The sequence below is a fragment of the Enterobacter sp. ku-bf2 genome (assembly GCF_001742765.1).
In the GTDB taxonomy this organism is placed as follows: Bacteria; Pseudomonadota; Gammaproteobacteria; order Enterobacterales; family Enterobacteriaceae; genus Enterobacter; species Enterobacter quasiroggenkampii.
Genome location: NZ_MDVW01000001.1, coordinates 1,127,719 through 1,152,009 on the forward strand (window position 1 = coordinate 1,127,719; position 24,291 = coordinate 1,152,009).

General features: G+C 54.1%; 28 protein-coding genes. 11 read left to right on the forward strand and 17 right to left on the reverse strand.

Annotated features, from left to right (window positions below):
• Positions 1 to 41 precede the first annotated feature (41 nt).
• The 4 genes from rplT to thrS all read right to left on the reverse strand — a co-directional run bounded on the left by rplT (position 42) and on the right by thrS (position 3,217).
• Positions 42 to 398 carry a 50S ribosomal protein L20 gene (gene rplT / locus BFG58_RS05370; protein ID WP_000124850.1) on the reverse strand — a complete coding sequence of 119 codons (357 nt, stop codon included), beginning with the start codon at positions 396 to 398 and terminating at the stop codon, positions 42 to 44.
• Between the two features lie 49 nt (positions 399 to 447).
• Positions 448 to 645 carry a 50S ribosomal protein L35 gene (gene rpmI / locus BFG58_RS05375; protein ID WP_001124225.1) on the reverse strand — a complete coding sequence of 66 codons (198 nt, stop codon included), beginning with the start codon at positions 643 to 645 and terminating at the stop codon, positions 448 to 450.
• A gap of 97 nt (positions 646 to 742) precedes the next feature.
• Complete coding sequence (infC, locus tag BFG58_RS05380) at positions 743 to 1,285, reverse strand: translation initiation factor IF-3 (RefSeq protein ID WP_023616141.1); 543 nt, start codon at positions 1,283 to 1,285, stop codon at positions 743 to 745.
• Positions 1,286 to 1,288: 3 nt separating this feature from the next.
• Positions 1,289 to 3,217, reverse strand: a complete 1,929-nt coding sequence (gene thrS / locus BFG58_RS05385) for a threonine--tRNA ligase (protein ID WP_063621415.1) — start codon at positions 3,215 to 3,217, stop codon at positions 1,289 to 1,291.
• Between the two features lie 324 nt (positions 3,218 to 3,541).
• Here thrS and yncL point away from each other — a divergent pair, with 324 nt between their 5' ends.
• Positions 3,542 to 3,634 (forward strand): stress response membrane protein YncL, encoded by a 93-nt coding sequence (gene yncL / locus BFG58_RS23010; RefSeq protein ID WP_021241082.1) that lies wholly within the window; start codon positions 3,542 to 3,544, stop codon positions 3,632 to 3,634.
• Between the two features lie 98 nt (positions 3,635 to 3,732).
• Entirely contained in the window at positions 3,733 to 3,840 is a 108-nt protein-coding gene (yniD, locus tag BFG58_RS23725; protein WP_008500658.1) for a small membrane protein YniD, read from the forward strand.
• Positions 3,841 to 3,920: 80 nt separating this feature from the next.
• Here yniD and BFG58_RS05395 read toward each other — a convergent pair whose 3' ends face one another.
• Positions 3,921 to 4,679, reverse strand: coding sequence for a YdiY family protein (locus BFG58_RS05395; protein ID WP_069719417.1), 759 nt, complete (start codon positions 4,677 to 4,679; stop codon positions 3,921 to 3,923).
• A gap of 295 nt (positions 4,680 to 4,974) precedes the next feature.
• On the opposite strand from BFG58_RS05395, the gene pfkB reads away from it, so the two are divergent.
• The 3 genes from pfkB (at position 4,975) to BFG58_RS05410 (ending at position 7,270) form a co-directional block, all read left to right on the forward strand.
• Positions 4,975 to 5,907 carry a 6-phosphofructokinase II gene (gene pfkB / locus BFG58_RS05400; RefSeq protein WP_045336121.1) on the forward strand — a complete coding sequence of 311 codons (933 nt, stop codon included), beginning with the start codon at positions 4,975 to 4,977 and terminating at the stop codon, positions 5,905 to 5,907.
• A 106-nt stretch (positions 5,908 to 6,013) separates the two neighbouring features.
• Positions 6,014 to 6,304 carry a type V toxin-antitoxin system endoribonuclease antitoxin GhoS gene (gene ghoS, locus BFG58_RS05405; RefSeq protein WP_048027535.1) on the forward strand — a complete coding sequence of 97 codons (291 nt, stop codon included), beginning with the start codon at positions 6,014 to 6,016 and terminating at the stop codon, positions 6,302 to 6,304.
• Between the two features lie 105 nt (positions 6,305 to 6,409).
• On the forward strand, positions 6,410 to 7,270 hold the full coding sequence (locus BFG58_RS05410; protein WP_008500662.1) for a fructosamine kinase family protein: 861 nt from the start codon (positions 6,410 to 6,412) through the stop codon (positions 7,268 to 7,270).
• A 36-nt stretch (positions 7,271 to 7,306) separates the two neighbouring features.
• On the opposite strand, the gene BFG58_RS05415 is transcribed toward BFG58_RS05410, so the two are convergent.
• Positions 7,307 to 7,843 carry a YniB family protein gene (locus tag BFG58_RS05415; RefSeq protein WP_069719418.1) on the reverse strand — a complete coding sequence of 179 codons (537 nt, stop codon included), beginning with the start codon at positions 7,841 to 7,843 and terminating at the stop codon, positions 7,307 to 7,309.
• Between the two features lie 148 nt (positions 7,844 to 7,991).
• On the opposite strand from BFG58_RS05415, the gene hxpB reads away from it, so the two are divergent.
• From hxpB to BFG58_RS05430, 3 genes are all read left to right on the forward strand, one after another.
• Entirely contained in the window at positions 7,992 to 8,663 is a 672-nt protein-coding gene (hxpB, locus tag BFG58_RS05420; protein ID WP_045910259.1) for a hexitol phosphatase HxpB, read from the forward strand.
• A gap of 101 nt (positions 8,664 to 8,764) precedes the next feature.
• Positions 8,765 to 9,355, forward strand: a complete 591-nt coding sequence (locus tag BFG58_RS05425) for a metal-dependent hydrolase (RefSeq protein WP_032644865.1) — start codon at positions 8,765 to 8,767, stop codon at positions 9,353 to 9,355.
• 127 nt (positions 9,356 to 9,482) lie between these two features.
• Entirely contained in the window at positions 9,483 to 10,874 is a 1,392-nt protein-coding gene (locus BFG58_RS05430; RefSeq protein ID WP_045336125.1) for an L-cystine transporter, read from the forward strand.
• A 48-nt stretch (positions 10,875 to 10,922) separates the two neighbouring features.
• On the opposite strand, the gene cedA is transcribed toward BFG58_RS05430, so the two are convergent.
• Complete coding sequence (gene cedA, locus BFG58_RS05435; RefSeq protein WP_258526576.1) at positions 10,923 to 11,198, reverse strand: cell division activator CedA; 276 nt, start codon at positions 11,196 to 11,198, stop codon at positions 10,923 to 10,925.
• Positions 11,199 to 11,365: 167 nt separating this feature from the next.
• Here cedA and katE point away from each other — a divergent pair, with 167 nt between their 5' ends.
• A complete protein-coding gene (gene katE, locus BFG58_RS05440) occupies positions 11,366 to 13,615 on the forward strand; it encodes a catalase HPII (RefSeq protein WP_069719419.1) in 2,250 nt (749 codons plus the stop codon).
• Between the two features lie 88 nt (positions 13,616 to 13,703).
• Here katE and chbG read toward each other — a convergent pair whose 3' ends face one another.
• The 7 genes from chbG to osmE all read right to left on the reverse strand — a co-directional run bounded on the left by chbG (position 13,704) and on the right by osmE (position 19,553).
• Positions 13,704 to 14,453, reverse strand: a complete 750-nt coding sequence (gene chbG, locus BFG58_RS05445; protein ID WP_069719420.1) for a chitin disaccharide deacetylase — start codon at positions 14,451 to 14,453, stop codon at positions 13,704 to 13,706.
• An 11-nt stretch (positions 14,454 to 14,464) separates the two neighbouring features.
• Positions 14,465 to 15,820, reverse strand: coding sequence for a 6-phospho-beta-glucosidase (locus BFG58_RS05450; RefSeq protein WP_045910256.1), 1,356 nt, complete (start codon positions 15,818 to 15,820; stop codon positions 14,465 to 14,467).
• A gap of 109 nt (positions 15,821 to 15,929) precedes the next feature.
• Positions 15,930 to 16,748, reverse strand: a complete 819-nt coding sequence (chbR, locus tag BFG58_RS05455) for a transcriptional regulator ChbR (protein ID WP_029740446.1) — start codon at positions 16,746 to 16,748, stop codon at positions 15,930 to 15,932.
• Positions 16,749 to 16,777: 29 nt separating this feature from the next.
• Positions 16,778 to 17,125: a PTS N,N'-diacetylchitobiose transporter subunit IIA gene (gene chbA, locus BFG58_RS05460; RefSeq protein ID WP_069719421.1), complete on the reverse strand. Its 348-nt coding sequence runs from the start codon at positions 17,123 to 17,125 to the stop codon at positions 16,778 to 16,780.
• A gap of 46 nt (positions 17,126 to 17,171) precedes the next feature.
• Positions 17,172 to 18,530 (reverse strand): PTS N,N'-diacetylchitobiose transporter subunit IIC, encoded by a 1,359-nt coding sequence (gene chbC / locus BFG58_RS05465; protein ID WP_023311283.1) that lies wholly within the window; start codon positions 18,528 to 18,530, stop codon positions 17,172 to 17,174.
• A gap of 79 nt (positions 18,531 to 18,609) precedes the next feature.
• Positions 18,610 to 18,927, reverse strand: a complete 318-nt coding sequence (gene chbB / locus BFG58_RS05470) for a PTS N,N'-diacetylchitobiose transporter subunit IIB (protein WP_008500676.1) — start codon at positions 18,925 to 18,927, stop codon at positions 18,610 to 18,612.
• Between the two features lie 284 nt (positions 18,928 to 19,211).
• Positions 19,212 to 19,553, reverse strand: coding sequence for an osmotically-inducible lipoprotein OsmE (gene osmE, locus BFG58_RS05475; RefSeq protein WP_008500677.1), 342 nt, complete (start codon positions 19,551 to 19,553; stop codon positions 19,212 to 19,214).
• Positions 19,554 to 19,774: 221 nt separating this feature from the next.
• Between osmE and nadE the strand changes: the two genes are divergently transcribed.
• Together nadE and cho are read left to right on the forward strand one after the other, a co-directional pair.
• Positions 19,775 to 20,599, forward strand: coding sequence for an ammonia-dependent NAD(+) synthetase (gene nadE, locus BFG58_RS05480; protein ID WP_023292679.1), 825 nt, complete (start codon positions 19,775 to 19,777; stop codon positions 20,597 to 20,599).
• Positions 20,600 to 20,779: 180 nt separating this feature from the next.
• Positions 20,780 to 21,658, forward strand: a complete 879-nt coding sequence (gene cho / locus BFG58_RS05485; protein ID WP_069719666.1) for an excinuclease Cho — start codon at positions 20,780 to 20,782, stop codon at positions 21,656 to 21,658.
• Here cho and ves read toward each other — a convergent pair.
• The 3 genes from ves to astE form a co-directional block, all read right to left on the reverse strand.
• Positions 21,636 to 22,193 carry an environmental stress-induced protein Ves gene (gene ves / locus BFG58_RS05490; protein WP_021241069.1) on the reverse strand — a complete coding sequence of 186 codons (558 nt, stop codon included), beginning with the start codon at positions 22,191 to 22,193 and terminating at the stop codon, positions 21,636 to 21,638. The genes cho and ves overlap by 23 nt on opposite strands.
• A gap of 297 nt (positions 22,194 to 22,490) precedes the next feature.
• Positions 22,491 to 22,985 carry an ATP-independent periplasmic protein-refolding chaperone Spy gene (gene spy / locus BFG58_RS05495; protein ID WP_008500682.1) on the reverse strand — a complete coding sequence of 165 codons (495 nt, stop codon included), beginning with the start codon at positions 22,983 to 22,985 and terminating at the stop codon, positions 22,491 to 22,493.
• A gap of 338 nt (positions 22,986 to 23,323) precedes the next feature.
• Positions 23,324 to 24,289: a succinylglutamate desuccinylase gene (astE, locus tag BFG58_RS05500; RefSeq protein WP_069719422.1), complete on the reverse strand. Its 966-nt coding sequence runs from the start codon at positions 24,287 to 24,289 to the stop codon at positions 23,324 to 23,326.
• Between the last annotated feature and the right edge of the window lie 2 nt (positions 24,290 to 24,291).

Genomic DNA, 24,291 nt, shown 5'->3' on the forward strand with positions numbered 1-24,291 from the left:
TTATATGAAAAGAGGGAGCCAGGCCCCCTCTCTCAACTGGCTTATGCCAGTGCTGCTTTCGCTTTTTCGACCAGAGCGGTGAACGCTACTTTGTCGAATACTGCGATGTCAGCCAGGATCTTACGGTCGATTTCAACAGAGGCTTTTTTCAGGCCGTTGATGAATTTGCTGTAAGAAATACCGTTCTGACGTGCTGCTGCGTTGATACGCGCAATCCACAGTTGACGGAACTGACGCTTACGCTGACGACGGTCACGGTAAGCGTACTGACCTGCTTTGATAACAGCCTGGAAGGCAACGCGGTATACGCGTGAACGCGCACCGTAGTAGCCTTTAGCTTGTTTCAAAATTTTCTTGTGACGTGCACGTGCAATTACACCACGTTTTACGCGAGCCATGTGTGCTCTCCTGTATCTATTCTAAGTTAAAAAAGTTAAACGAAACGACTTATGCGTACGGCAGGCACGCGATGACCAGGCCCAGATCGCCTTTAGAAACCATGGCTTTTGGACGCAGGTGACGTTTACGCTTGGTAGCTTTCTTAGTCAGAATGTGACGCAGGTTAGCGTGCTTGTGCTTAAAACCACCTTTACCGGTTTTTTTGAAGCGCTTCGCAGCACCGCGTACGGTCTTAATTTTTGGCATTTTAATAACTTCCACTTCGCATTGTTAAATAAACGAAACATAGGCGAACAAAACCTATGAAACCCGAAGGCTCCACAGATTTTGCTGCTTGAAGGCCTTACTGTTTCTTCTTAGGAGCGAGCACCATGATCATCTGGCGGCCTTCGATCTTCGTAGGGAAGGATTCGACTACTGCCAGTTCACTCAGATCGTCACGGACGCGGTTAAGCACTTCCATACCAATCTGTTGGTGGGCCATCTCACGACCGCGGAAACGCAGTGTGATCTTGGCCTTATCGCCATCTTCCAGAAAGCGAATCAGGCTGCGGAGTTTTACCTGATAATCGCCATCGTCGGTACCAGGACGGAATTTGATTTCCTTAACCTGGATAACTTTTTGCTTCTTCTTCTGTTCCTTAGAAGACTTACTCTTTTCATAAAGGAACTTGCCGTAGTCCATGATACGACAAACTGGCGGTTCGGCGTTAGGGCTGATTTCAACTAAATCTACTCCAGCTTCTTCAGCCTTTTCGATTGCTTCTCTCAGACTCACAATCCCCAGCTGCTCGCCTTCCAGACCTGTTAAGCGAACTTCCTGGGCGCGAATCTCGCCATTGATACGATTCGGACGTGCCGTTTGAACTCGTTTTCCGCCTTTAATACCTTATTCCTCCAGTTGTTGAAGACTGCGGCTGCGAATCTCTTGTTGCAGCTTCTCAATCACTTCACTTACGTCCAGGCTGCCCAGGTCTTTACCACGGCGGGTGCGAACGGCAACTTTGCCTGCTTCCACCTCTTTATCACCACAGACCAACATATACGGGACACGACGTAAAGTGTGCTCGCGGATTTTAAAGCCAATCTTCTCATTTCTCAAGTCTGCTTTTACGCGAATGCCCGCATTTTGTAGTTTCTGCGTCAATTCTTTAACGTAATCTGCCTGAGAATCGGTAATGTTCATCACCACCACCTGCACCGGCGCAAGCCAGGTTGGGAAGAAGCCGGCGAACTCTTCGGTCAGGATGCCGATGAAGCGCTCCAGAGAACCGAGAATGGCACGGTGAATCATTACCGGCACCTGACGCTCGTTGTCTTCGCCAACATAAGAGGCGCTTAAACGCTGCGGCAGGGAGAAGTCCAGCTGTACAGTACCGCACTGCCATGCGCGATCGAGGCAGTCATACAGGGTAAATTCAATTTTCGGACCGTAGAATGCGCCCTCGCCCAGCTGGTATTCGAACGGAATGCCGTTCTCTTCCAGCGCCACGGCGAGATCCGCTTCTGCGCGATCCCAGGTCTCATCGCTACCGATACGTTTTTCCGGACGCGTTGAGAGTTTGACCACGATCTTCTCGAAGCCAAAGGTGCTGTACATATCGTAGACCATACGAATACAGGCGTTAACTTCGTCACGAACCTGATCTTCGGTACAGAAGATATGCGCATCATCCTGCGTAAAGCCACGCACACGCATCAGACCGTGCAGCGCACCTGATGGCTCGTTACGGTGGCAGCTACCGAACTCCGCCATTCGCAACGGCAGGTCACGGTAGGATTTCAGACCCTGGTTGAAGATCTGAACGTGTCCCGGGCAGTTCATTGGCTTGATGCAGTATTCACGGTTCTCAGACGAGGTGGTGAACATCGCATCTTTGTAGTTGTCCCAGTGGCCGGTTTTTTCCCACAGCACACGGTCCATCATGAACGGGCCTTTCACTTCCTGATACTGGTACTCTTTCAGCTTGGAGCGTACGAAAGTTTCCAGTTCACGGAAGATGGTCCAGCCGTCGTTATGCCAGAACACCATTCCCGGCGCTTCTTCCTGCATGTGGTACAGGTCAAGCTGCTTACCGATTTTACGGTGGTCACGCTTCGCCGCCTCTTCCAGGCGCAGCAGGTAGGCGTTCAGGGCTTTTTTATCGGCCCACGCGGTACCATAGATACGCTGCAACATCTTGTTGTTGCTGTCACCACGCCAGTAGGCGCCAGCGATCTTCATCAGCTTAAAGTGATGACAGAAGCGCATGTTCGGCACGTGCGGTCCACGGCACATGTCGATGTATTCTTCGTGATGGTACAAGCCAGGCTTGTCATCATGCGAAATGTTTTCGTCAAGAATCGAGACCTTATAGCTCTCGCCACGCTTCACGAAGGTTTCACGCGCTTCGTGCCAGCTGACTTTCTTCTTGATGACGTCATAGTTTGTTTCGGCGAGCTCGTGCATACGTTTTTCGAGCGCGTCGATATCTTCCTGAGTCAGGGTGTGGTCAAGGTCAACGTCGTAGTAGAAACCATTATCGATAACCGGACCGATCGCCATTTTGGTGTTTGGCCACAGCTGTTTGATGGCATGGCCTAACAGGTGCGCGCAGGAGTGACGAATGATCTCCAGACCTTCTTCATCTTTTGCGGTGATGATCGCAAGCGTCGCATCGTTTTCGATCAGATCGGAGGCATCTACCAGCTCACCGTTAACGCGGCCGGCGATAGTCGCTTTCGCGAGACCAGGACCGATGTCCAGGGCAACATCCATTGGGCTAACAGCACGGTCGAAATGGCGTTGGCTGCCATCAGGAAGAGTAATTACAGGCATTTTATATCCTTATTTGCAGTGATGCCCCACACATAAGAGCATATACAAAGAAAATAATCGTGATTTGACAATAGATTACGACACCATCTGACCAACAATCGTCAAATTGGTTCGTCATCATTCACCTGCCGGAAAATCAGACAACGCCGGATATACGGCAAGCCTTGCAATGTTAACACTAACAAAAGGGAGATTGCACCCTCTGCTGGCAGATTGATGTGCTGGCACTTTCGCATGAATTTGCAGGTCGCATGATCCCGGTGCTCGCATTTCAAAGATGCTGGGCTACTCTTGAACAGGTCTTTAAACCCAAAGGTGCATACTATGAACGTATCCAGTAGAACGGTTGTGATTTTAAACATCCTTTCCGCCACCGGTTTATTGTTGATTCTCGCCGAACGATTCCACTGGTTCTGAGCCGAACCCTGCGCTGGCATAACCCAATCGTTCCTGAGTAGGGGCATATTTCGGCCCTGTTTGGTAGACTGTGGGTATCAACGAACAAGGATTAGGTTATGCCAACAAAACGATTTGCCGTAAAACACTGGAAAATGGTGCTGGTGCTGATCGCCATCTGCGGCGCAATGCTGTTACTCCGTTGGGCGGCAATGATTTGGGGTTAGGGGCGAATACTGCTCATCAGAAGGGACGTCACAAGACCAGACAGAATAAACGGGCCGACATGATCATCGGCCCGTTTTCATTACATTCTATAACCCAGTGAAACCGTGGTTCTGCGGTCGGTATGATCCGGTGCAGATTCGGGTGGTGAAGAGTTCCAGGTCACGTTGTAGGCGACTTTCAGACCAAAGTGTTCGTTAATGGCCACGTTCAGCGCCGTCTCAGAGTTCAGCGTCGTATCGTCGGCACCAAATACAGAAACACCCTGGGTAAATTTGGTGTTGTCAGTCATCTGCCAGGCATAGGTGCCGGAAGCGTAACCGAGCGGTTGGGTTTTGGTATCGCCATTGGTGTACTCGTCATAACGCACACCCGGACCGAATTCAAAACGGAGGCTGTGTACCGGACCGTTCAGGAACTGACGACCATAACCCGCGGTGAACACGTCACGCTCGCGATAACCATTGTAACGGTCGGTTAACCAGCTTGCCTGACCAAACAGGTAATCATAGTCGGTCATGTTGTAACGGCTACGTCCGCCAACCGCATATTTCTCGGAAGAACGTTCGTCATTAGCGGACGTATTGCTGGCATTACCCCACAGAGACCAGGCGGTGGTATTACCGTACCAGGTAAGCGTACTGTCCGCTGTCAGAGAAGAGCTTTTCGTGTTACCGGATTGTGCCAGGTACCCAGCGTTCAGGTTACCTTCAAACGGTTTTTTCGCGGTGGAGGGATCGTCCATGACAGTAAAAACGGAATCATCGGCGGTCGCGTTCATAGCCGCAAACACGCCCCCCGCCAGCATCAGTGCAGCGGGAACTGTCTTTAAAAGCTTCATTTTATTAAGGAGTCCGTACAACAAAAAAAGAGACCACACGGTCCCGGAATCTTTCTTGAGGATCAATGACAAGGCGTCCAGAGAAAGGTAACAAATTATAAAAAGCCGCAAATAACATAGCAATGTTTTCTTATTTCATTTTTTGAATAAGAACGATCCCAAAAAGCGTTTTATTTTATATATCTCCGGTCTTACTTTTATTCAGTATTCATATTTAAAATCATACTGTTATTTACGTTGCCTTCCTGACAAATGGTGCCAGACTAAAAGGAACCCATGCTAAAAGGAGGTAATGATGGTTTCTATCTACACCCTGACGCTCTCCCCTTCCCTTGATTCCGCCACCCTGACGCCGCAGATTTACCCGGAAGGTAAACTGCGCTGTAGCGCCCCGGTCTTTGAGCCCGGCGGTGGCGGTATCAACGTGGCGCGCGCCATTACCCACCTCGGCGGCAAGGCCACGGCCATTTTTCCCGCAGGCGGTGCCACCGGCGAACACCTGGTCTCTCTGCTGGCAGATGAACAGGTTGCCGTAGAGACCGTCGAGGCGAAAGACTGGACGCGGCAAAACCTGCATGTCCACGTTGAATCCAGCGGCGAGCAGTACCGGTTTGTCATGCCGGGCGCGAAACTCACCGATGACGAGTTTCGTCAGCTTGAAGAGAAAGTACTGACCATTGAAAGCGGCGCGCTGCTGGTGGTAAGCGGCAGCCTGCCACCCGGCGTCAGCACGGAAAAATTAACCGCGCTTATTCAGGCGGCGCAGCAACGCGGTATCCGCTGCATCGTGGACAGCAGCGGCGAGGCCCTGCAGGCGGCCTTAGTGCCGGGCAATCTTGAACTGGTCAAACCCAACCAGAAAGAGTTAAGCGCGCTGGTCAACCGCGACTTGACGCAGCCTGACGATGTGCGCACCGCCGCGCAGGAGCTGGTGCGCAGCGGCAAAGCGCGGCGCGTGGTGGTTTCCCTTGGTCCGCAGGGGGCACTGGCCGTCGATGAAACGTCGTCCGTTCAGGTAGTTCCACCGCCGATGAAGAGCCAGAGCACGGTTGGCGCGGGTGACAGCATGGTAGGCGCGATGACGCTTAAGCTGGCGCAGGGCGCGTCACTGCTGGAGATGACGCGCTACGGCGTGGCGGCGGGTAGCGCCGCTACCATCAACCAGGGCACGCGTCTCTGTTCGCTGGCCGATACGCAAAAAATAGTCGATTATCTGTCCCGAAATTAACCCCTGTTCCCCTTCATCCTTATGGAGGGGAATGTCATCACCGAGTCGCCAAACGCAAACTATCGACTATGCTAAGAAAACTTCCATGATAACAATGAGGTGAATTATGAGCAGTGGTGACATCACCCGCTACGTCGTAACCGTCAACCTTCATGAAGCATCGCTGACCGAGCTGAATGAGCTCAACAACGCCTTCACCCGGGCTAATTTTCTCCTCACGCTCACGGATGACGAGGGCAATATTCATGATTTAGGCACCCTGGCATTTGGTCTGATCGGTGCCCTTAATAAAGAAGAGGTTCATGCGCTGGCCGCCAGTCTGGTGGAAAGTGTGACCGACAAGCCAGCCGAAATTGACGTCGACACCTGGGAAAACTGGCAGAAAAAAGAACAATAAGTGCCCTGTATGAAATTAAACCGCTCAGGTGTGCGTTAGTTCGTATTTTTTTACCGCAATAATGCGCTAACTTTATGATCTGGCAGACAACATGGGAGAGTCAACATGTGGCAGGCTATCAGTCATCTTTTAAGTGAGCAGCTGGGTGAAGGTGAAATTGAACTGCGTAACGAACTGCCAGGCGGAGAGATCCACGCCGCGTGGCATTTACGCTACGCAGGGCGCGATCTCTTCGTAAAATGCGATGAACGTGAACTGCTTCCGATATTTACCGCCGAAGCCGATCAGCTTGAACTGTTGTCGCGCAGTAAAACGGTGACGGTCCCGCAGGTGCTGGCCGTCGGTAGCGACCGCGATTACAGTTTTCTGGTCATGGAATATCTCCCCGCCCGTCCGCTGGATGCCCATAACGCTTTCATTCTTGGCCAGCAGCTAGCACGCCTCCATCAGTGGAGCGACCAGCCGCAGTTTGGTCTCGATTTTGACAATGACCTCTCCACCACGCCACAGCCCAATGCCTGGCAGCGTCGCTGGTCGACCTTTTTTGCCGAGCAGCGTATTGGCTGGCAGCTTGAGCTTGCCGCCGAGAAAGGGCTGGAATTTGGCAATATAGACGCCATCGTCGAGCACGTGCAGCAGCGTCTGGCCTCCCACCAGCCTCAGGCGTCTCTGCTCCACGGTGATTTGTGGTCCGATAACTGCGCGCTGGGGCCCAACGGCCCCTATATCTTCGACCCGGCCTGCTACTGGGGTGACCGAGAGTGTGACCTTGCCATGCTGCCGCTGCACCCTGAACAACCGCCGCAGATATATGACGGTTATCAGTCGGTTTCTCCCCTGCCGCCCGGCTTCCTCGACCGTCAACCGGTGTACCAGCTTTATACGCTGATGAACCGCGCCATACTTTTTGGTGGGGAGCACCTGGTTAACGCACAGCGTGCGCTTGAGCGCATGCTTGCCGCCTGAGACGCTAACGGGTGGCCTTGCCGCCACCCGTATCGGTTACAGAAAACCGAGCAGTGAGAAGGAGAAGTATCCTGCCACAATGATCATCACGGGAAGGATATAGAGCGGGAAGATTTGCAGGAAAATAGTGTGGCGCGGCACAACAATGCGGGATTCAATCTGCTCCCGGCTCATGCCTTCCGGGCCTTTGGCCTGCTCCAGAATGAGCTGGTCCTCAACGCCCTCGCGTAAGAAGCGCGTCTGACGGCTCATTCGTGCGCCAGAGGCCTGCAGCGCCAGCGCAACAAAGATCAGGGCGTATATCACCCAAAAGCCGATATTCAGCTGATGGTGAAAATCCGGGGTGGGTGAGTTAAACCAGAAGACATTCAAGAATGGCGTATTAAAACGCATCATCTCAATCATCACATGCGCAAAATCAAGCATAACCGCATTGATACCCGGCTGTTTTTCGCTGTGATCGTACATAAATTTGAGTACAGAAATCAGCGTAGAAATGACGGCAGGAATAAAAATCACCCAGCCAGCAATACGTTTTAAGACCGCAATGCGTCCAGCTTGTTGATACGTCATCAGTTCCTCTTCATAAAGACGCGTTATTTGTGCCTAAGTCTACCTGCTGGTCATCAATTTCGCCCGCTCTTTAAAAGCAATATGCTAAATTGCAGAGTGTGCTTAGCACTTATCGTCTGTCGAACACCCTGGATAAGGAGACGTTGTGATGTCGACACCGCGCCAAATTCTTGCCGCAATTTTTGACATGGATGGATTACTGATCGATTCCGAACCGTTGTGGGATCGCGCTGAACTGGACGTCATGGCCAGCCTGGGCGTGGATATCAGCCGCCGTAATGAACTTCCCGATACGCTGGGCCTGCGCATCGATATGGTGGTTGACCTGTGGTATGCCCAACAGCCGTGGGCTGGACCAGGTCGTGATGAAGTGACCGCGCGCATTATCAGCCGCGCCATTTCGCTGGTAGAAGAGAGCAAGCCGCTGCTGCCCGGCGTACGTGAGGCGGTCGCGCTGTGTAAAGCCCAGGGGCTGAAGGTCGGCCTGGCCTCGGCGTCACCGCTGCATATGCTGGAAAAAGTGCTCGTCATGTTTGAACTGCGCGACAGTTTCGACGCGCTTGCCTCCGCTGAGAAATTGCCTTACAGCAAGCCGCACCCGCAGGTCTATCTGGACTGTGCCGCTAAGCTCGGTCTGGATCCCCTCAACTGCGTTGCGCTGGAAGATTCCGTTAACGGCATGGTGGCCTCTAAAGCCGCGCGGATGCGCTCCATTGTGGTGCCTGCGGAAGAAGGCCGCCACGATCCCCGGTTCGCGCTTGCCGATGTGAAGCTACATTCACTGGCAGAACTGACGGCGCGCCATCTGCAGGGCGGTTAACGCCCTCCTCCGGTTTGTGACAAACAGTTACACCGTCACCTCTTCCGCCTACTGTATAAAAACCCTATACTGTATGAATTGACAGTTTTGTGGGTTTTATCATGACGGCGGAAGGCCACCTGCTTTTTTCTATCGCGTGCGCAGTATTTGCCAAAAACGCTGAACTCACCCCCGTGCTGGCACAGGGGGACTGGTGGCATATCGTCCCTTCCGCCGTATTGACCTGTCTGCTGCCCGACATCGACCACCCCAAGTCGTTCCTCGGACAGCGCCTGAAGTGGGTATCGAAACCCATCGCCCGCGCGTTCGGCCACCGGGGGTTTACGCACAGCCTGCTGGCCGTGTTTGGCCTGCTGACGCTTTTCTATTTGAAAGTGCCCGAAAGCTGGATCGTCCCCGGTGATGCCATTCAGGGGATGGTGCTGGGATATTTAAGCCATATTCTGGCCGATATGCTGACGCCCGCGGGCGTACCGCTGCTGTGGCCCTGCCGCTGGCGCTTCCGTTTTCCCATCCTGGCACCGCAGAAAGGGAACCAGCTGGAGCGCGTCTTGTGCATGGCGCTGTTTGCTTACGCCGTCTGGATGCCGCAAACGTTGCCCGAAAACAGTGCAGTCCGCTGGTCTTCCCAGATGATTAATTCGCTGCAATTTCAGTTCAATCGCTTTATTCATCACCAGATTGAACAGTAAACCAACAAAATTATCCCATTTGTCATAACCCATTCCATTTGGATATAAGCGCTACATCACACTTCTGCTAACCTTCCGCCAACAGGATCGGTAAAAACCGACCCGATAATAAATCAGGAGAACGGGGATGAATTTTCCACTCATCGCGAACGTCGTTGTGTTCGCTGTATTGCTATTGCTTCTCGCGCAGGCGCGCCACAAACAGTGGAGCCTGGCGAAAAAGGTGCTGGTTGGTCTGGCCATGGGTGTCGTATTTGGTCTGGCATTACAGGCAATTTATGGCTCCGATAATCCAGTTCTGAAAGATTCCATTCAGTGGTTCAACATTGTCGGTAACGGCTATGTCCAGCTGCTGCAGATGATCGTTATGCCGCTGGTCTTCGCCTCTATTCTGAGCGCCGTTGCCCGCCTGCACAACGCGACCCAGTTGGGAAAAATCAGTTTCCTGACCATCGGCACGCTGCTGTTCACCACGCTGATTGCCGCGCTGGTGGGTGTGCTGGTCACTAACCTGTTTGGTCTGACTGCAGAGGGTCTGGTTCAGGGTACCGCTGAAACGGCGCGTCTGACCGCGATTCAGACCAACTACGTTGGGAAAGTGGCTGACCTGACCGTGCCGCAGATGGTGCTCTCCTTCATTCCGAAGAACCCGTTTGCTGACCTGACCGGTGCGAGCCCAACCTCGATCATCAGCGTGGTTATTTTCGCCGCGTTCCTGGGCGTAGCGGCGCTGAAGTTGCTGAAAGACGATGCGCCAAAAGGCGAACGCGTGCTGACCGCAATTGACACCCTGCAAAGCTGGGTGATGAAGCTGGTCCGTCTGGTCATGCAGCTCACCCCTTACGGCGTGCTGGCGCTGATGACCAAAGTGGTTGCCGGCTCTAACCTGCAGGACATCATTAAGCTGGGCAGCTTCGTTGTCGCCTCGTATCTCGGCCTGGGCATTATGTTTGTGGTACACGGCATCCTGCTGGGCGTGAACGGCGTCAGCCCGCTGAAGTACTTCCGTAAGGTCTGGCCGGTACTGACCTTTGCCTTCACCAGTCGTTCCAGCGCCGCGTCTATCCCGCTGAACGTTGAAGCGCAAACCCGTCGTCTGGGCGTGCCTGAATCTATCGCCAGCTTCTCTGCCTCCTTTGGTGCCACCATTGGTCAGAACGGCTGTGCGGGTCTGTACCCGGCGATGCTGGCGGTAATGGTTGCTCCTACAGTCGGCATCAACCCGCTGGATCCGGTCTGGATCGCCACGCTGGTCGGGATTGTCACCGTAAGCTCCGCAGGCGTTGCGGGTGTTGGCGGCGGTGCAACCTTCGCCGCGCTGATTGTGCTGCCTGCGCTGGGTCTGCCCGTGACGCTGGTCGCCCTGCTGATCTCCGTTGAGCCGCTGATCGACATGGGTCGTACCGCGCTGAACGTGAGCGGCTCCATGACCGCCGGTACGCTGACCAGCCAGTGGCTGAAGCAGACCGACAAAGCGATTCTGGAAAGTGAAGACGACGCCGAGCTGGCGCACCGCTAAACACGTTAGAAATAAAAAAACCGCCTGATGGCGGTTTTTTTATGGCTGTTATTCTTCAACCTCTTCATCCTGGCGGATCTGCATCGCCCACCGCTGTGCGGACTCCGGCACCGTAAAGGTGGGAGAGCGACGGAAATGCTCGCCGACCAGCACAAAGGCCACGTATTTCCCCCGTAACTGCCACACATCGCGAAAGCCCTCCACTTTCAGGGCATGGTCTGGCGGCGCGGGTTCAACGCGGGGCACATAGCTAATAACCTGGCGGTTTTGTTGACGAAGAGGTTTCATAAGCAACGGATTCACTAAAGCAAATTCTTGAAGCAGGAAAATTCTATGATAGCCGATCCTGCTGCCTTCCGTCGCGCTCCGAGTGGGTGAGATGGCTCCTTTCGCTAATCACGGCATATGAAAACTCTTAGTTCGCGAACCATGTCGCGACATTGTTCTATCCTTAATAGGGTTTTTAGCAATGGATAAAGGAGAAGCGTGCAATGTCGAACAAAGATAAAACACATCAATCACCCATTCATGGCACTGAAGAATATCAACCGGGTATGGACTCTCTCGCCCCTGCTGACGGCTCTCACCGCCCCTCCCCTGGTCCCTCCGCACCGGGCGAACAGCCTACCGCACCGGGAAGCATGAAATCGCCGGACACGGGAAACGAGAAGCTGAAATCTCTTGAACCACACCGAAAAGGCGGTGAAGGTTTCGCGCTCACGACCAATCAGGGCGTACGCATTGCTGACGATCAAAACTCCCTTCGCGCAGGCACGCGCGGGCCGACCCTGCTGGAAGACTTTATCCTGCGGGAAAAAATCACCCATTTTGACCACGAGCGGATACCGGAACGCATCGTCCACGCGCGCGGTTCCGCGGCGCACGGCTACTTCCAGCCCTACAAGAGCCTGAAAGCGATCACCAAAGCGGATTTCCTCTCCGACCCGGATAAAATCACCCCGGTGTTTGTGCGTTTCTCCACCGTGCAGGGCGGCGCGGGGTCGGCAGATACCGTCCGGGATATCCGCGGCTTTGCCACCAAGTTTTATACCGAAGAGGGTATTTTCGATCTGGTCGGCAATAACACGCCGGTGTTTTTCATTCAGGACGCGCATAAATTTCCTGACTTTGTCCATGCGGTAAAACCGGAGCCCCACTGGGCCATACCGCAGGGACAAAGTGCGCACGACACCTTCTGGGACTATGTTTCCCTGCAGCCTGAAACCTTACACAACGTGATGTGGGCGATGTCAGACCGCGGCATTCCGCGCAGCTACCGCACCATGGAGGGGTTTGGTATCCATACCTTCCGTCTGATCAATGCCGAGGGGAAAGCCACGTTTGTCCGCTTCCACTGGAAGCCTGTCGCGGGTAAAGCCTCGCTGGTGTGGGACGAGGCGCAGAAGCTGACCGGGCGCGATCCGGACTTCCATCGCCGCGAGCTGTGGGAATCCATTGAAGCGGGCGACTTCCCGGAATACGAACTTGGCCTGCAGCTCATACCGGAAGAGGACGAATTTAAGTTCGATTTCGACCTTCTGGACCCGACGAAGCTGATCCCGGAAGAGCTGGTGCCGGTGCAGCTGGTGGGTAAAATGGTGCTAAACCGTAACCCGGATAACTTCTTTGCCGAAAACGAGCAGGCCGCGTTCCACCCGGGGCATATTGTGCCGGGGCTGGACTTCACCAACGATCCGCTCCTGCAGGGACGCCTGTTCTCCTATACCGATACGCAGATTAGCCGACTCGGCGGGCCGAACTTCCACGAAATTCCGATTAACCGCCCAACCTGCCCGTATCACAACTTCCAGCGCGACGGGATGCACCGTCAGGATATTGATACCAACCCGGCAAACTATGAGCCGAACTCCATCAACGATAACTGGCCGCGTGAAACGCCTCCCGGACCGAAACGCGGTGGATTCGAATCGTATCAGGAGCGTATCGATGGCAATAAAATTCGCGAGCGCAGCCCCTCGTTCGGTGAGTATTACGCCCACCCTCGCCTGTTCTGGAACAGCCAGACGCCGATTGAGCAACAGCACATCATCGGCGGTTTCAGCTTCGAGCTGAGTAAAGTGGTGCGCACCTACATCCGCGAGCGCGTGGTCGATCAGCTGGCGCATATTGATATTCAGCTTGCCCAGAGCGTCGCGGATAACCTGGGCATTACGCTGACCGATGAGCAACGTAACCTTGCTCCGCCGAAAGAGGTTAACGGCGTGAAGAAAGATCCGTCGCTGAGCCTGTATGCGGTGCCAGGCGGCTCGATTAAAGGCCGCGTGGTCGCCATTCTGCTGAACGACAAAACCCGCGCCAGCGACGTGCTGGGGATTATGCAGGCGCTGAAAACCCAGGGCGTGCATGCCAAACTGCTCTATTCCCGCATGGGTGAAGTGACGGCCGACGATGGTTCTGTGCTGCCGGTCGCGGCGACCTTTGCCGGTGCGCCATCGCTGACCGTCGATGCGGTGATCGTGCCGTGCGGGGATATTGCCAGCCTGCTGACCAACGGCGACGCCGTCTATTATCTGCTGGAAGCCTATAAGCACCTGAAGCCGATCGCGCTGTCCGGCGACGCGCGACAGTTCAAAGCGCAGCTGAAGGTGGCCGATCAGGGTGAGGACGGGATTGTCGAGGGAGATAACGTTGACGATGCCTTTATGACGAAGCTGTTTGATTTGCTCGCCGCGCACCGCGTCTGGTCGCGAAGCAGCAAGATCGATCAGATTCCGGCGTAAAAAAAGCCGGGTGGCGCTCGCGCTTACCCGGCCTACATTCGATTGGTTTTGTAGCCCCGGTAAGGCGAAGCCGCCACCGGGCTTTATTTCAAAGATCCCCGAACGTCCCCAACCGATACCCGCGCTCGGCAATCGCGTATTTCAACGACGGCGACGTCAGCACATCCAGCTCCGCCAGTCGCGGCCAGCAGTAGGCGCTTTTACGCACGGTGTTATCGACAAAGGCAGGATGTGCCATGACCTCCAGCGAACGTTCACCCCGCGCGGCGGAATCATCCAGCACCTTCAGGAACAGCGCGTCGTCAATCTCGTCGCCGTAAAACGCGCTGCTGAACCCCTCAGTGGATGTAACGGTGCAGTCCGGCAATCCGTGCACCTCGCGATCCACGCGCATCGCCACGCCTTTGCGCTGTGCAAACCCGGCGACAAGCGGGAAAATCGCCGGGATCATATGCACGTGGTGATGGCTGTCGATGTGCGTCGGCGTCTGACCAAACACATCAACGAAGCGGTTGAACTGACAGTCCAGCTCGCGGGCAATCTCTTCGAGCGGCAGAGCCCCCTGCTCCGCCAGTTCCCAAATCCATTTACCCAGCTGGCCATCGCGCGTCAGGCCCGGCATTGGCGAAAGCGGCATCCCGAGCGTCAGCACAAAATGCATGCCGACGCCCAGCTCCGGCACTTCGCGGCTCAGCTGCGCCGCGTGTTCAACCGCCTCACCATTCACCAGTGCCGTTGTAGAGGTCACAACCCCCCGGCGACAGGCTTCAATAATGCCGTAGTTCTGACCTTTCGAGAGGCCAAAATCATCAGCATTAACGATCAGCAGGTTTTCCATTGTGCGTCCTCTTATTGCTGTTTGAACTTCAGCTTCTCGATCGTGGCGGCAAAGTTCGGCAACCACTTTTCATGCGCCAGAATCATCTCGCTGGCCAGCTGCTCCGCGTCGCGGTCAGAATGCACCAGCGGGCTGAGGTTCAGGGCCAGCAGCACGTCATTGAGCTCACCGCTCAGCGCCGCGTTGCTTGCCGCCACTTCAAAGCCTTTGATGGTGTGGATCAGCCCCATGACCTTGTCATCGAAGTGGGTGATGCGTGGATGCGGTTTAGCCCCCTCGCGTCCCAGGATGCAGGTCATTTCGACGGCCCAGTCAGCCGGAATATTGTCGACATGGCCGTGGTGCGGCACGTTGACATAGTGCTCCGCCTGCTTGTCGTTGTAGATGGCGTTGATCACTTCACACGCCGCATCGGAGTAGTAGGCCCCGCCGCGCTGCTCCAGCTCTTTCGGTTTGACGTTCAGGTTCGGGTCTTTATACAAATCGAACAGCTGCTTCTCAACCTTCTGAACGATCTGCGCACGCGCGCCGCCCTTATAATACTCGCCCATTTCGATGGCCAGCATCTCTTTCTGCTTGAAGTAGTAAAGCAGGTATGAGCAAGGCAGCAGATTCAGCGAGCGGATCAGCCCTTCGCTGAACGGCAGGTCAAAGATGTTTTTCACCGATGCCGCCGTCAGACGACCGGAGGCTACGCCGTCGAGGAGCTCGGCAAAGCGCGATTTTCCGTTCACGATGACATCTTTAATAAACACCATGTGGTTCAGGCCGAACAGATCGATGGAGAGATCGTCGCTGTCGGTCAGCGCCAGCACGTCGCGGATAAACATCTTCATGCCGATCGGAATGTTGCAGACGCCGATAAAACGTTTGAAGCCGGTATGACGATAGACCGCTTCAGTGACCATGCCGGCCGGGTTGGTGAAGTTAATGACCCACGCGTTCGGGCAGATCTCCTGTACGTCTTTGACGATGTCGAAAATGACCGGGATAGTACGCAGGCCTTTAAACAGGCCACCCGCGCCGTTAGTCTCCTGCCCCAGATACCCGTGGCTCAGCGGAATACGCTCGTCCAGCTCACGCGCCTTCAGCTGGCCGACGCGCAGCTGGGTGGTGACGAAATCCGCATCTTTCAGCGCCAGACGACGATCGAGGGTTTTATGCACGGTCAGAGGCACGCCCGCTTTTTCCACCATGCGCTTGCACAGGTCGAAAATAATATTCAGCTTCTCCTGACCTTCCTCAACGTCCACCAGCCATAATTCGCTGACCGGTAATTCATGATAACGTTTCAGGAAACCTTCAAGTAATTCCGGGGTATAGCTGCTGCCGCCACCAATGGTTACGACTTTTAATTTCTTCTGCATAATATCTCCCTTAGCGTATCAGGTTAATCGCCTGCAAGGTATAGCGTGCTCTTCCCGCTATTTGGGCAAGCCATTAAAGCAATATTCGTGGCGGGTAATCCGCCGAAAGTTAATTAATTACCGTCAAATTTTTCCGGTAACTGTTCGGTGTGAATGACGTCAATTTCTTAAAGGTTTTAATAAACAGGCTGGGACTGCTGTATCCTGACTCGTAAGCAATATCGGTGACAGAATAGTTGGTAATTTCCAGCTGTTTTTTAGCAAAATTAATGCGGATTTCATTAATAATTTGCACGGGCGTTTTACGATAATAACGCTGCGTCGCACGGGTCAGATATTCCTGGGATTTGCCCGACAGGGAGACCATATTTTCCAGCGCATTTTCGCTGAACTGGCCTTTGTCGTGCATCAGCTCAACGGTGCTGCGTAGCCATTGCGGAATATCATCCGTCACCTGCTGCTCTTCACGATGATGACGCAGCCGGTTCATCACGTAGAAGGTCACCGTTTCAATAAACTCATCAAATTCATTGTCGCGGAAGTTAAGCGAGGCGATCACCGTTTCAATCCAGGTCATGAACTCGTTTTTGACCCGATAGACCTGAGAGGCCACAAAGCAGAACGGCACCAGCGGCAGATAGTGCTTCTCGAAGAAACGTCTGCTGACGCCCACATTCAGAATGCGGGTGGCACCAAATTCGTAAAAGCTCTGGTGATAAGACCCCATCGGCAGGAAGACGAAATCCCCTCGTTCAAGCAGGACGCGCTTACCGTTGATCTCCTGATAGTAGCGACCGGTCAGAACAATCGTGAATTCGTAGTAGTCATGCTGATGCAGACCACTGGCGCTCTCCGTCTTGTTGTAGATAACCACGTGAAAATTTTTGCCATTAAACAGCTGCTGTTCAAGTGCGGTTTTAATTTCCATCGTGCTGACCTCCTGCTACTCAGTCTGACTTACTGCATCTTCTCGTGAAGCTCAATGAGCTCCGCCACCAGCTCACGTGCCAGCATCGAGGTCATCAGGTGATCCTGCGCGTGAACCAGCACCAGGCTGACCTTCATCTTCCCTTCGCCCTGATCGCTTTCAATCAGCTTTGTCTGCACCAGGTGCGCTTCGTTCAGCGCCGTGCGGGACTGTTCCATCATGGTTTTCGCCGCGGCGAAATTCCCCTGCTTGGCCTGCTTCAGTGCGGCATAGGCCAGGCTGCGGGCCTGCCCGGAGTTGATGATAAGCCCCATCACCACTTCTTCCAGATCGTTCTCGGCGGCGTCGTCTGCGACAATACTATCCAAATCTAACATCTTTAAGCTCCTTGTGGCTGGCGCGGGTTTCCCCGCGCCGTCAATCTTAGAATTTCAGTGAGAGGGCAATATCCTCTTCGCTCTCTTCTTCATCAATGATGGTGGCGGCTTTGTTCGCAATCGCCACGAATGGCATGTACAGCAGGGTGGCAATCCCGAGGTTGAATATCGCCAGCAGGAAGGCCGCGACGCTGCCGTTGGTGTTGAAGAAGGCGCCCAGACCCGCCGGCATAGTCCACGGTGCAATGTTGGTGACCGGTGGAATGATGCCCATGTAGTACGCCGTCAGGGTGATAGCGGCCAGCAGCGGCTGAATCAGGATGAACGGAATGAACATGACCGGGTTCATGATGATTGGCAGACCGAACAGAATCGGTTCGTTAATCTGGAAGATGCCTGATGGCAGCGCCAGCTTCGCCACCTGACGGTAATCAGCACGACGAGAGACAATAAAGACCGCGATGATCAGACCCAAGGTCGCCCCGGTACCGCCCAGGAAGATATAGGAGTCAAGCATCGGCTTCGCCCACACATGGAAGGTTTTACCCGCTGCCAGCGCCGCGTCAACGGAGCCGTACTGCTGATAAAGTGCAACGTTTTCCAGTGCCCATGGGGTCATAATTCCGCTGTCCAGCGCAGCCAGTGCCAGTGAACCATGCACGCCAAAGAACCACAGCAGAGAGGTGAAAATCACATACGCCCAACCGACCACGCCCCCCATCGACGCCAGCGGCGTAGAGATAGAGTCCATGATGATCTGGTGGAAGTTTGTGCCCCAGTGAGAGAGCGCCCAGGCAATAATCCCCATGATGGAGAGAATAATGAAGCCTGGAATCAACGCGGAAAATGAACGGGATACAGAAGCCGGTACGCTATCCGGCAGGCGAATCACCCAGTTTCGACGGATGATAAAGGTGAACATCTCTGCCACCACCAGGCCGATAACAATACCGGAGATGATGTTAGCCCCACCCAGCCAATTGGCGCCAACGGCATAGGCTTCACCCACGCTGTAAGGCGTGACGGTCATAAAGGCGGCGACGGATAATAACCCGGCGGCCAGCGGATCGACCTTACGCTCTTCTGCCAGCGCCATCCCAATAAAGAAAGGCGCCATCAGCGACATAATTCCCAACGTACCGTTATAGACGTTGCCGCCGATGGCTTTAAAACCATTAAGGGTTTCAATAGTGGAAGCGTCTAACCGAATTCCTAATGAATAAAAGAAGGAACCTTCACCAAAGCTCAGAAAAACGTTGTTAATTAAAACGAACATGGCCCCGGCCAGCGTCAACGGCATTAATTTAATAAAGCCGTTTTTGATGGCATTAACGTGAGGCTGCTTTCCTATTTTAACAGCAAAAGGAAGGAGTACCTTTTCAAGTGAAGCGATGACTTTACTCATAGGAAAATACCCTTAAATGCCGTAACGCATGTTACGGCGTATTGTGTGTGAAATAACTCTTTGACGGGAAAAATAAAAATTAATTAGCAGCTTTTTTAATGGCTGCCACAGCAGCTTTAAGAACACCTAAACCATCAATCTTGCCGTACAGCCCCGAGTCGATCACTTCGACCGGTTTATTCGGTAACAGTCGTTGAATTTCGGGCAACATATAGGCAATTTGCGGTCCCAGTAAAACAACATCGGCTGTCTGACCTTTTTCGCCCGCCAGCGTCTCTGGGAACGCTTCGATCACCACAGGGACTTCATACTTTTCAGCCTGCGCACGCATCTTTGAGACCAGAAGCGAGGTTGACATGCCCGCTGAGCAGAACAGGTAGATATGTTTCTTTTCCATCGTGATTTCCCTCTTGTATGACTACCTGCCATCGCGCTATCACTCGACTCGCTGTCCCGGCAGACAGGTAGTTTGCGTACTGTTGTTTATCGTTGGAGTGAGTATACGCAATGGTACAGACAGGGGATAATTCTGGATAGACTAGAATTGTCTCTCATTGACCTGGCTTGTTGACTACCCTCACATTTCGGGTAAATAATTCGCGAAAAGAAATAAGATTTTCTGATGCATAAAAAAACCGGCCCCGGGGCCGGTTTGTTAACATCCTCAGGCAAGCAGGGTGACTACGCCTTAGGTGCCTGCGGATCGGTGTCGTATTCAGCACAGGTCTGATAGCCGGAGTTGATCACATGGCCGGTATCATCCAGGGCGACGAAGTAGGTTTCTGCCTTACCATCACGTTGACCCAGGATATAGGTCTGGCAGGTCCCTTTCGCATGAATCATGGTGACTTCAGAAGAAGGTTTACCGGCAATCGCAGCCACCTGCGAACGGGTCATCCCCTTTTTAACGTCTTTTACTACGGGCTGCGTAAACTGATCCTTGGTGCGATCGTAAGCCGTACACCCTGCCAGCATAGTCAGTACCGCCGCTGCGCTAAGAATTCCTGCTACGTTCTTGTTCATATTCCGTCCTCTTGTTTATCAGCGTGTTATCTAAGCATGGGATAAAAAGTACTATTGTTCAACTTTGTGCGTTACGCCAGACGAATTTCGGAAAATTCTAATAAAACAACAATAAGCTGCTAAATCGGCGCAAAATAGCGCACTCGAAACTGTGATCCTTGTCGTTTCTCGCCCAAAGGGTTAGTTTTAACAGTTAACACATTCTGTTTATGGAGAGCGTGATGACTCTGCAACAAGAGATTATCCAGGCGCTGGGCGCGAAGCCTGCGGTAGATGCAAATGAAGAGATCCGCCGCAGCGTGGATTTTTTAAAAGCGTATTTAAAGAAGAACTCTTTCCTGAAATCTCTGGTGCTGGGCATCAGCGGCGGCCAGGATTCAACGCTGACCGGCAAGCTCTGCCAGATGGCCATTTCAGAGCTTCGCGAAGAGACGGGCGATGAGACGCTGCAGTTTATCGCTGTGCGCCTTCCTTACGGCGTACAGGCAGACGAGCAGGATTGCCAGGATGCCATTGCCTTCATTCAGCCTGACCGCGTGCTGACCGTGAATATTAAAGGCTCGGTGCTGGCAAGCGAGCAGGCGTTACGCGAAGCGGGCATTGAGCTGAGCGATTTCGTTCGCGGCAATGAAAAGGCACGCGAGCGCATGAAAGCGCAGTACAGCATCGCCGGGATGACCAAAGGCGTCGTGGTCGGCACCGACCATGCGGCCGAAGCGATCACCGGCTTCTTCACCAAATATGGCGACGGCGGCACCGACATTAACCCGATCTTCCGCCTGAACAAACGTCAGGGCAAGCAGCTGCTTGCCGCGCTGGGCTGTCCTGAGCATCTGTATAAGAAAGCGCCGACAGCTGACCTTGAAGACGATCGCCCTTCCCTGCCGGATGAAGCGGCCCTTGGCGTCACCTACGACAACATTGACGATTATCTGGAAGGCAAAAAGCTGGATGAAGGCACCGCGAAGATCATCGAAGGCTGGTATCTGAAAACCGAGCACAAGCGTCGCCCACCGATTACGGTGTTTGACGACTTCTGGAAATAAAGGCAAAACGGTAACCCAGGTTACCGTTTTTTGTGTTTGCGCCCTCTCCCGTGGGAGAGGGTTGGGGTGAGGGCATCAGGCCGCACGTCCTGCCCGGGTAAGGCATTGCCGCCACCCGGCTCTTTTTTAACCACCACACTCCTGCTACACTGTATACCTGAACAGTATATGGAGCAGTATGTGAGCAGGCGTCAATCCGCCCCGCGTCTTGAGTTTGAAGCGGCGGCTATCTACGAATATCCCGAGCACCTTCGCCCCTGGCTTGAAGCATTGCCTAAACAGCCGGGCGTGTACATCTTTCACGGCGAAAGCGACACCCTGCCGCTCTACATCGGCAAGAGCGTTAACATTCGCAGTCGGGTATTATCCCATCTGCGTACGCCGGACGAGGCCGCCATGCTGCGCCAGTCGCGACGCATTACCTGGTTCCAGACGGCGGGAGAAATGGGCGCGCTGTTGCTGGAGGCGCGGTTGATAAAAGAACAACAGCCGCTGTTCAACAAGCGCCTGCGCCGCAACCGTCAGCTCTGCTCCCTGCAGATCAACGAGGGCAAGCCACAGGTCGTCTACGCGCGCGACGTCGATTTTTCTCATGCCCCGAATCTCTACGGACTGTTCGCCAATAAACGTGCTGCACTTCAGGCGCTGCAGACGCTGGCGGACGAGCTCCAGCTTTGCTACAGCCTTTTGGGCCTTGAGGCGACCACGCGCGGACGCGCCTGTTTTCGATCCGCGCTGAAGCGCTGTGCCGGTGCCTGCTGTGGGAAAGAGAGCGTTGAGGCGCACCACGCACGGCTCCTCTCCGGTCTGGGGGCCATCAGCGTGAAGTGCTGGCCCTGGGAAAGCGCCGTTGCGCTCAAAGAAGTGGGTGACGCGATGACCCAGTATCACATCGTCAATAACTGGCTCTGGCTGGGCGCTGTCGACGATATCAACGACGCGGCAACCCTGCTGCGCACGCCCGCCGGATTTGACCACGATGGCTACAAAATTCTCTGTAAACCTGTGCTGTCCGGTAAGTTTGAGATCATTGAACTCAATGGCCTGGCAGCCACGTGATTTCGCTGAACAATAAGGTACCCTGAGCCTCCAGCAGACGCAGCGTATGGGTACCCTCCTCCCAGCTGGCGCCCTGATCGGCCGTCAGCAATTTATCACCCAGCTGCCACGCCCCGCTTAACACAAACACCACGCCCCCGCGTGTGCCAAAGGTGGTAAAGGTACGGTCAGCCACGCGCACCTTCGCCCGGCAGCAGTCGCGACGGGTCATGATGTTGAAGTCCATCGCCATTCGCCCATCGGACAGCAGCGCTTTCACCGGCAGGTCGCCGGCAAAGCTATAGGGCTGATGGTGCTTCAGGGTATGGAAGAACGCCTGACCGGCATCCAGCGTCACCTCCCCGCCTTCCAGCAAGGTAATCACCCGATCGACGCCGGGGAAAGAGGAGAATTCGCCGTTGCTGGCGATAGTCGCGATACTGGCACGCCAGTGAAAATCACGCGTCGCGGGAGGGAAACAACAAATCTCACGCGTTTCACCCGCGCCATTGCGCCACAGGCTGACCGGCATTTTACGGATATCAAAGAACTCCATCACCACTCCTGAATGGCACAACCCGTGCCAGGGCAAGGATATTGCTATCGTTGCTGTCTTGTTTGTTATCGTTAAGTATTCACAGACACAGTATCGGCAGCAGAGCGGGCAGGCCTTAGCGCAACGTTAATAAAAATGCTAACGCCATGACTCTACAAACATTCTCTGATGCGACTACAGGAGCATACCGCGCTGGCGGCGGCAGACAAGAGGGCAGGAAAGAAAAACCGCCGGTCCTGTCCACAGCGTTTGCGCTTTTGTGGACAGGATCCCGGCGGTCTTAAGAGAGTGAACCGATTATTCGGTTGGTGCTGGCATTTTACCTTCCATCGCCGGACGTTCTGTCAGACGCTTCTCAAAATTCGCATTAAATTGTTTTTTCTGTTCCGGGGTCAGAATGTTGTAGATCTTGTTCTGGGTTTCCAGGTGAGCCAGCATGCGGGCTTTGTGCTGCTCGGCCATTTTGTCGATCTGCGCTTCGGCTTTCGCCTTGTCGAAGCTGTCGCTGGCGATGATGTCATGCATGGCACGACGCTCTTCCAGCGGCGGACGTTTCATCTGGTCGCGTTCGCTTTTCCGGATATCGCGGATCTGCTGTTTCTGCGCATCCGTCAGGTTGAGATCCTTAAACATCATCATCTCGTTGTGCATACCCGGGCCTTTATGATGCATCATCATTTTGCCTTCAGCAGGCGCGGCAGCGGTTGTGGTCGCAGTATCTGCGGCGAACGCCATGCTGGTAGCGCCCAGAGCCAGGGTAGAAGCAACAAACAGTGCAGTAAACTTACGCATAATTTATTTCCTTTCTTTCAGTTATTCTTCGGCGCTATGCCGTGTTGACGAGATTAACTTTACGGGGTTTATCGTCAATTAGTCAGAGCAACGGTAAAACAATGAAAGTGTAAAAAACAAATTTTCGCCAAATGTGGAGGAAATAAGGATAAAGCGTGGAGAGTTGCAACAAAAAATATTCAATGCGATGATTTTAAAGCGATTTAGAAAAAGTATAACGGAGTGAAGGTGAATAATAAAGCAATTCACCAGGAATATTCTGCAAAACACGGACAGGCGCTTTAATTGCTAAGAAAGGGTATTTTACTTCCCCTCCCGGATGAAGAGAGGGGAAAGGTTCAGGATATTTTTTCCAGCATCAGTCCGGCACGCAGGCCAAACGCCACGGTGGGATTAGGAAATAAAACATACTCGGTGGTTTTCTGCACCTCATAACGCTCCTCGCCATCCTCGGCCAGCAGCGCCCCTTTGCGGAACGGCGTGAAGTTCAGGGTATGCGCGGCCATATGGAGCAGGAAGGCATCGCTGCGGCGCGTGATCTGCTGTACGACCCGGTACCGCTCGACGGGCTGATGCGTAGGCTCGGGAGCCTTTCCTCCCAGCAGCGCCCGCAGGGCGAGATGCGTGGGTGCAAAGCGAGAGAGATCGTTTTGCCCAAACGGCAGCGCTTTCCCCAGCTCCAGCGTACAGGACAACGCACCAAAGTGCTCACAGGTGAAGTGCGTAAAGGTTCCGCCCGGCGACTGGTGAAACACCAGCGCCTCCAGCCCGGCGTCTCCCAGCCAGCTCAGAAAATCTTCCTCCCACGGCTGATTGCGTTGCGGCAGCACGCCGAAGCGAACATGGTAGGACGCGCGGATGGCCGTATGCAGATCCAGATGCCAGCGCGCCGGTCCCGCAGCGGCAAAAAACGCGGTCACGACGTTCTCCAGCCACGCTGCCCGCGCCGTTTCGTCACTCTGCGGAAACTGCGACCAGCGCCCGCCGAACATCCGGTTAATGTCGCTCACCAGATACCGTTTGTTTTCCGCCAGCGCAGGCGGATTGCCGAGCACCACCAGCATGCGGCACGTCAGGGCAATCTCATTGCGATACAGCGCGCGCAGCAGCAGATCGACAATCTCAACCGGTGCCGTTTCATTCCCGTGAATGCCCGTTGAAAGCAGCAGCGACAGATCGCTTTTTGCTGTCGGCGTCAGCTCAAGCACCCCGCGCCCCAGCCACCGCCAGCGAAATGAGGGACCGTCCCCCTCTTTCTGTTCCGGCGTTTCATCGGCCAGGGTCAGCGCCAGTAAATTTTCCATAT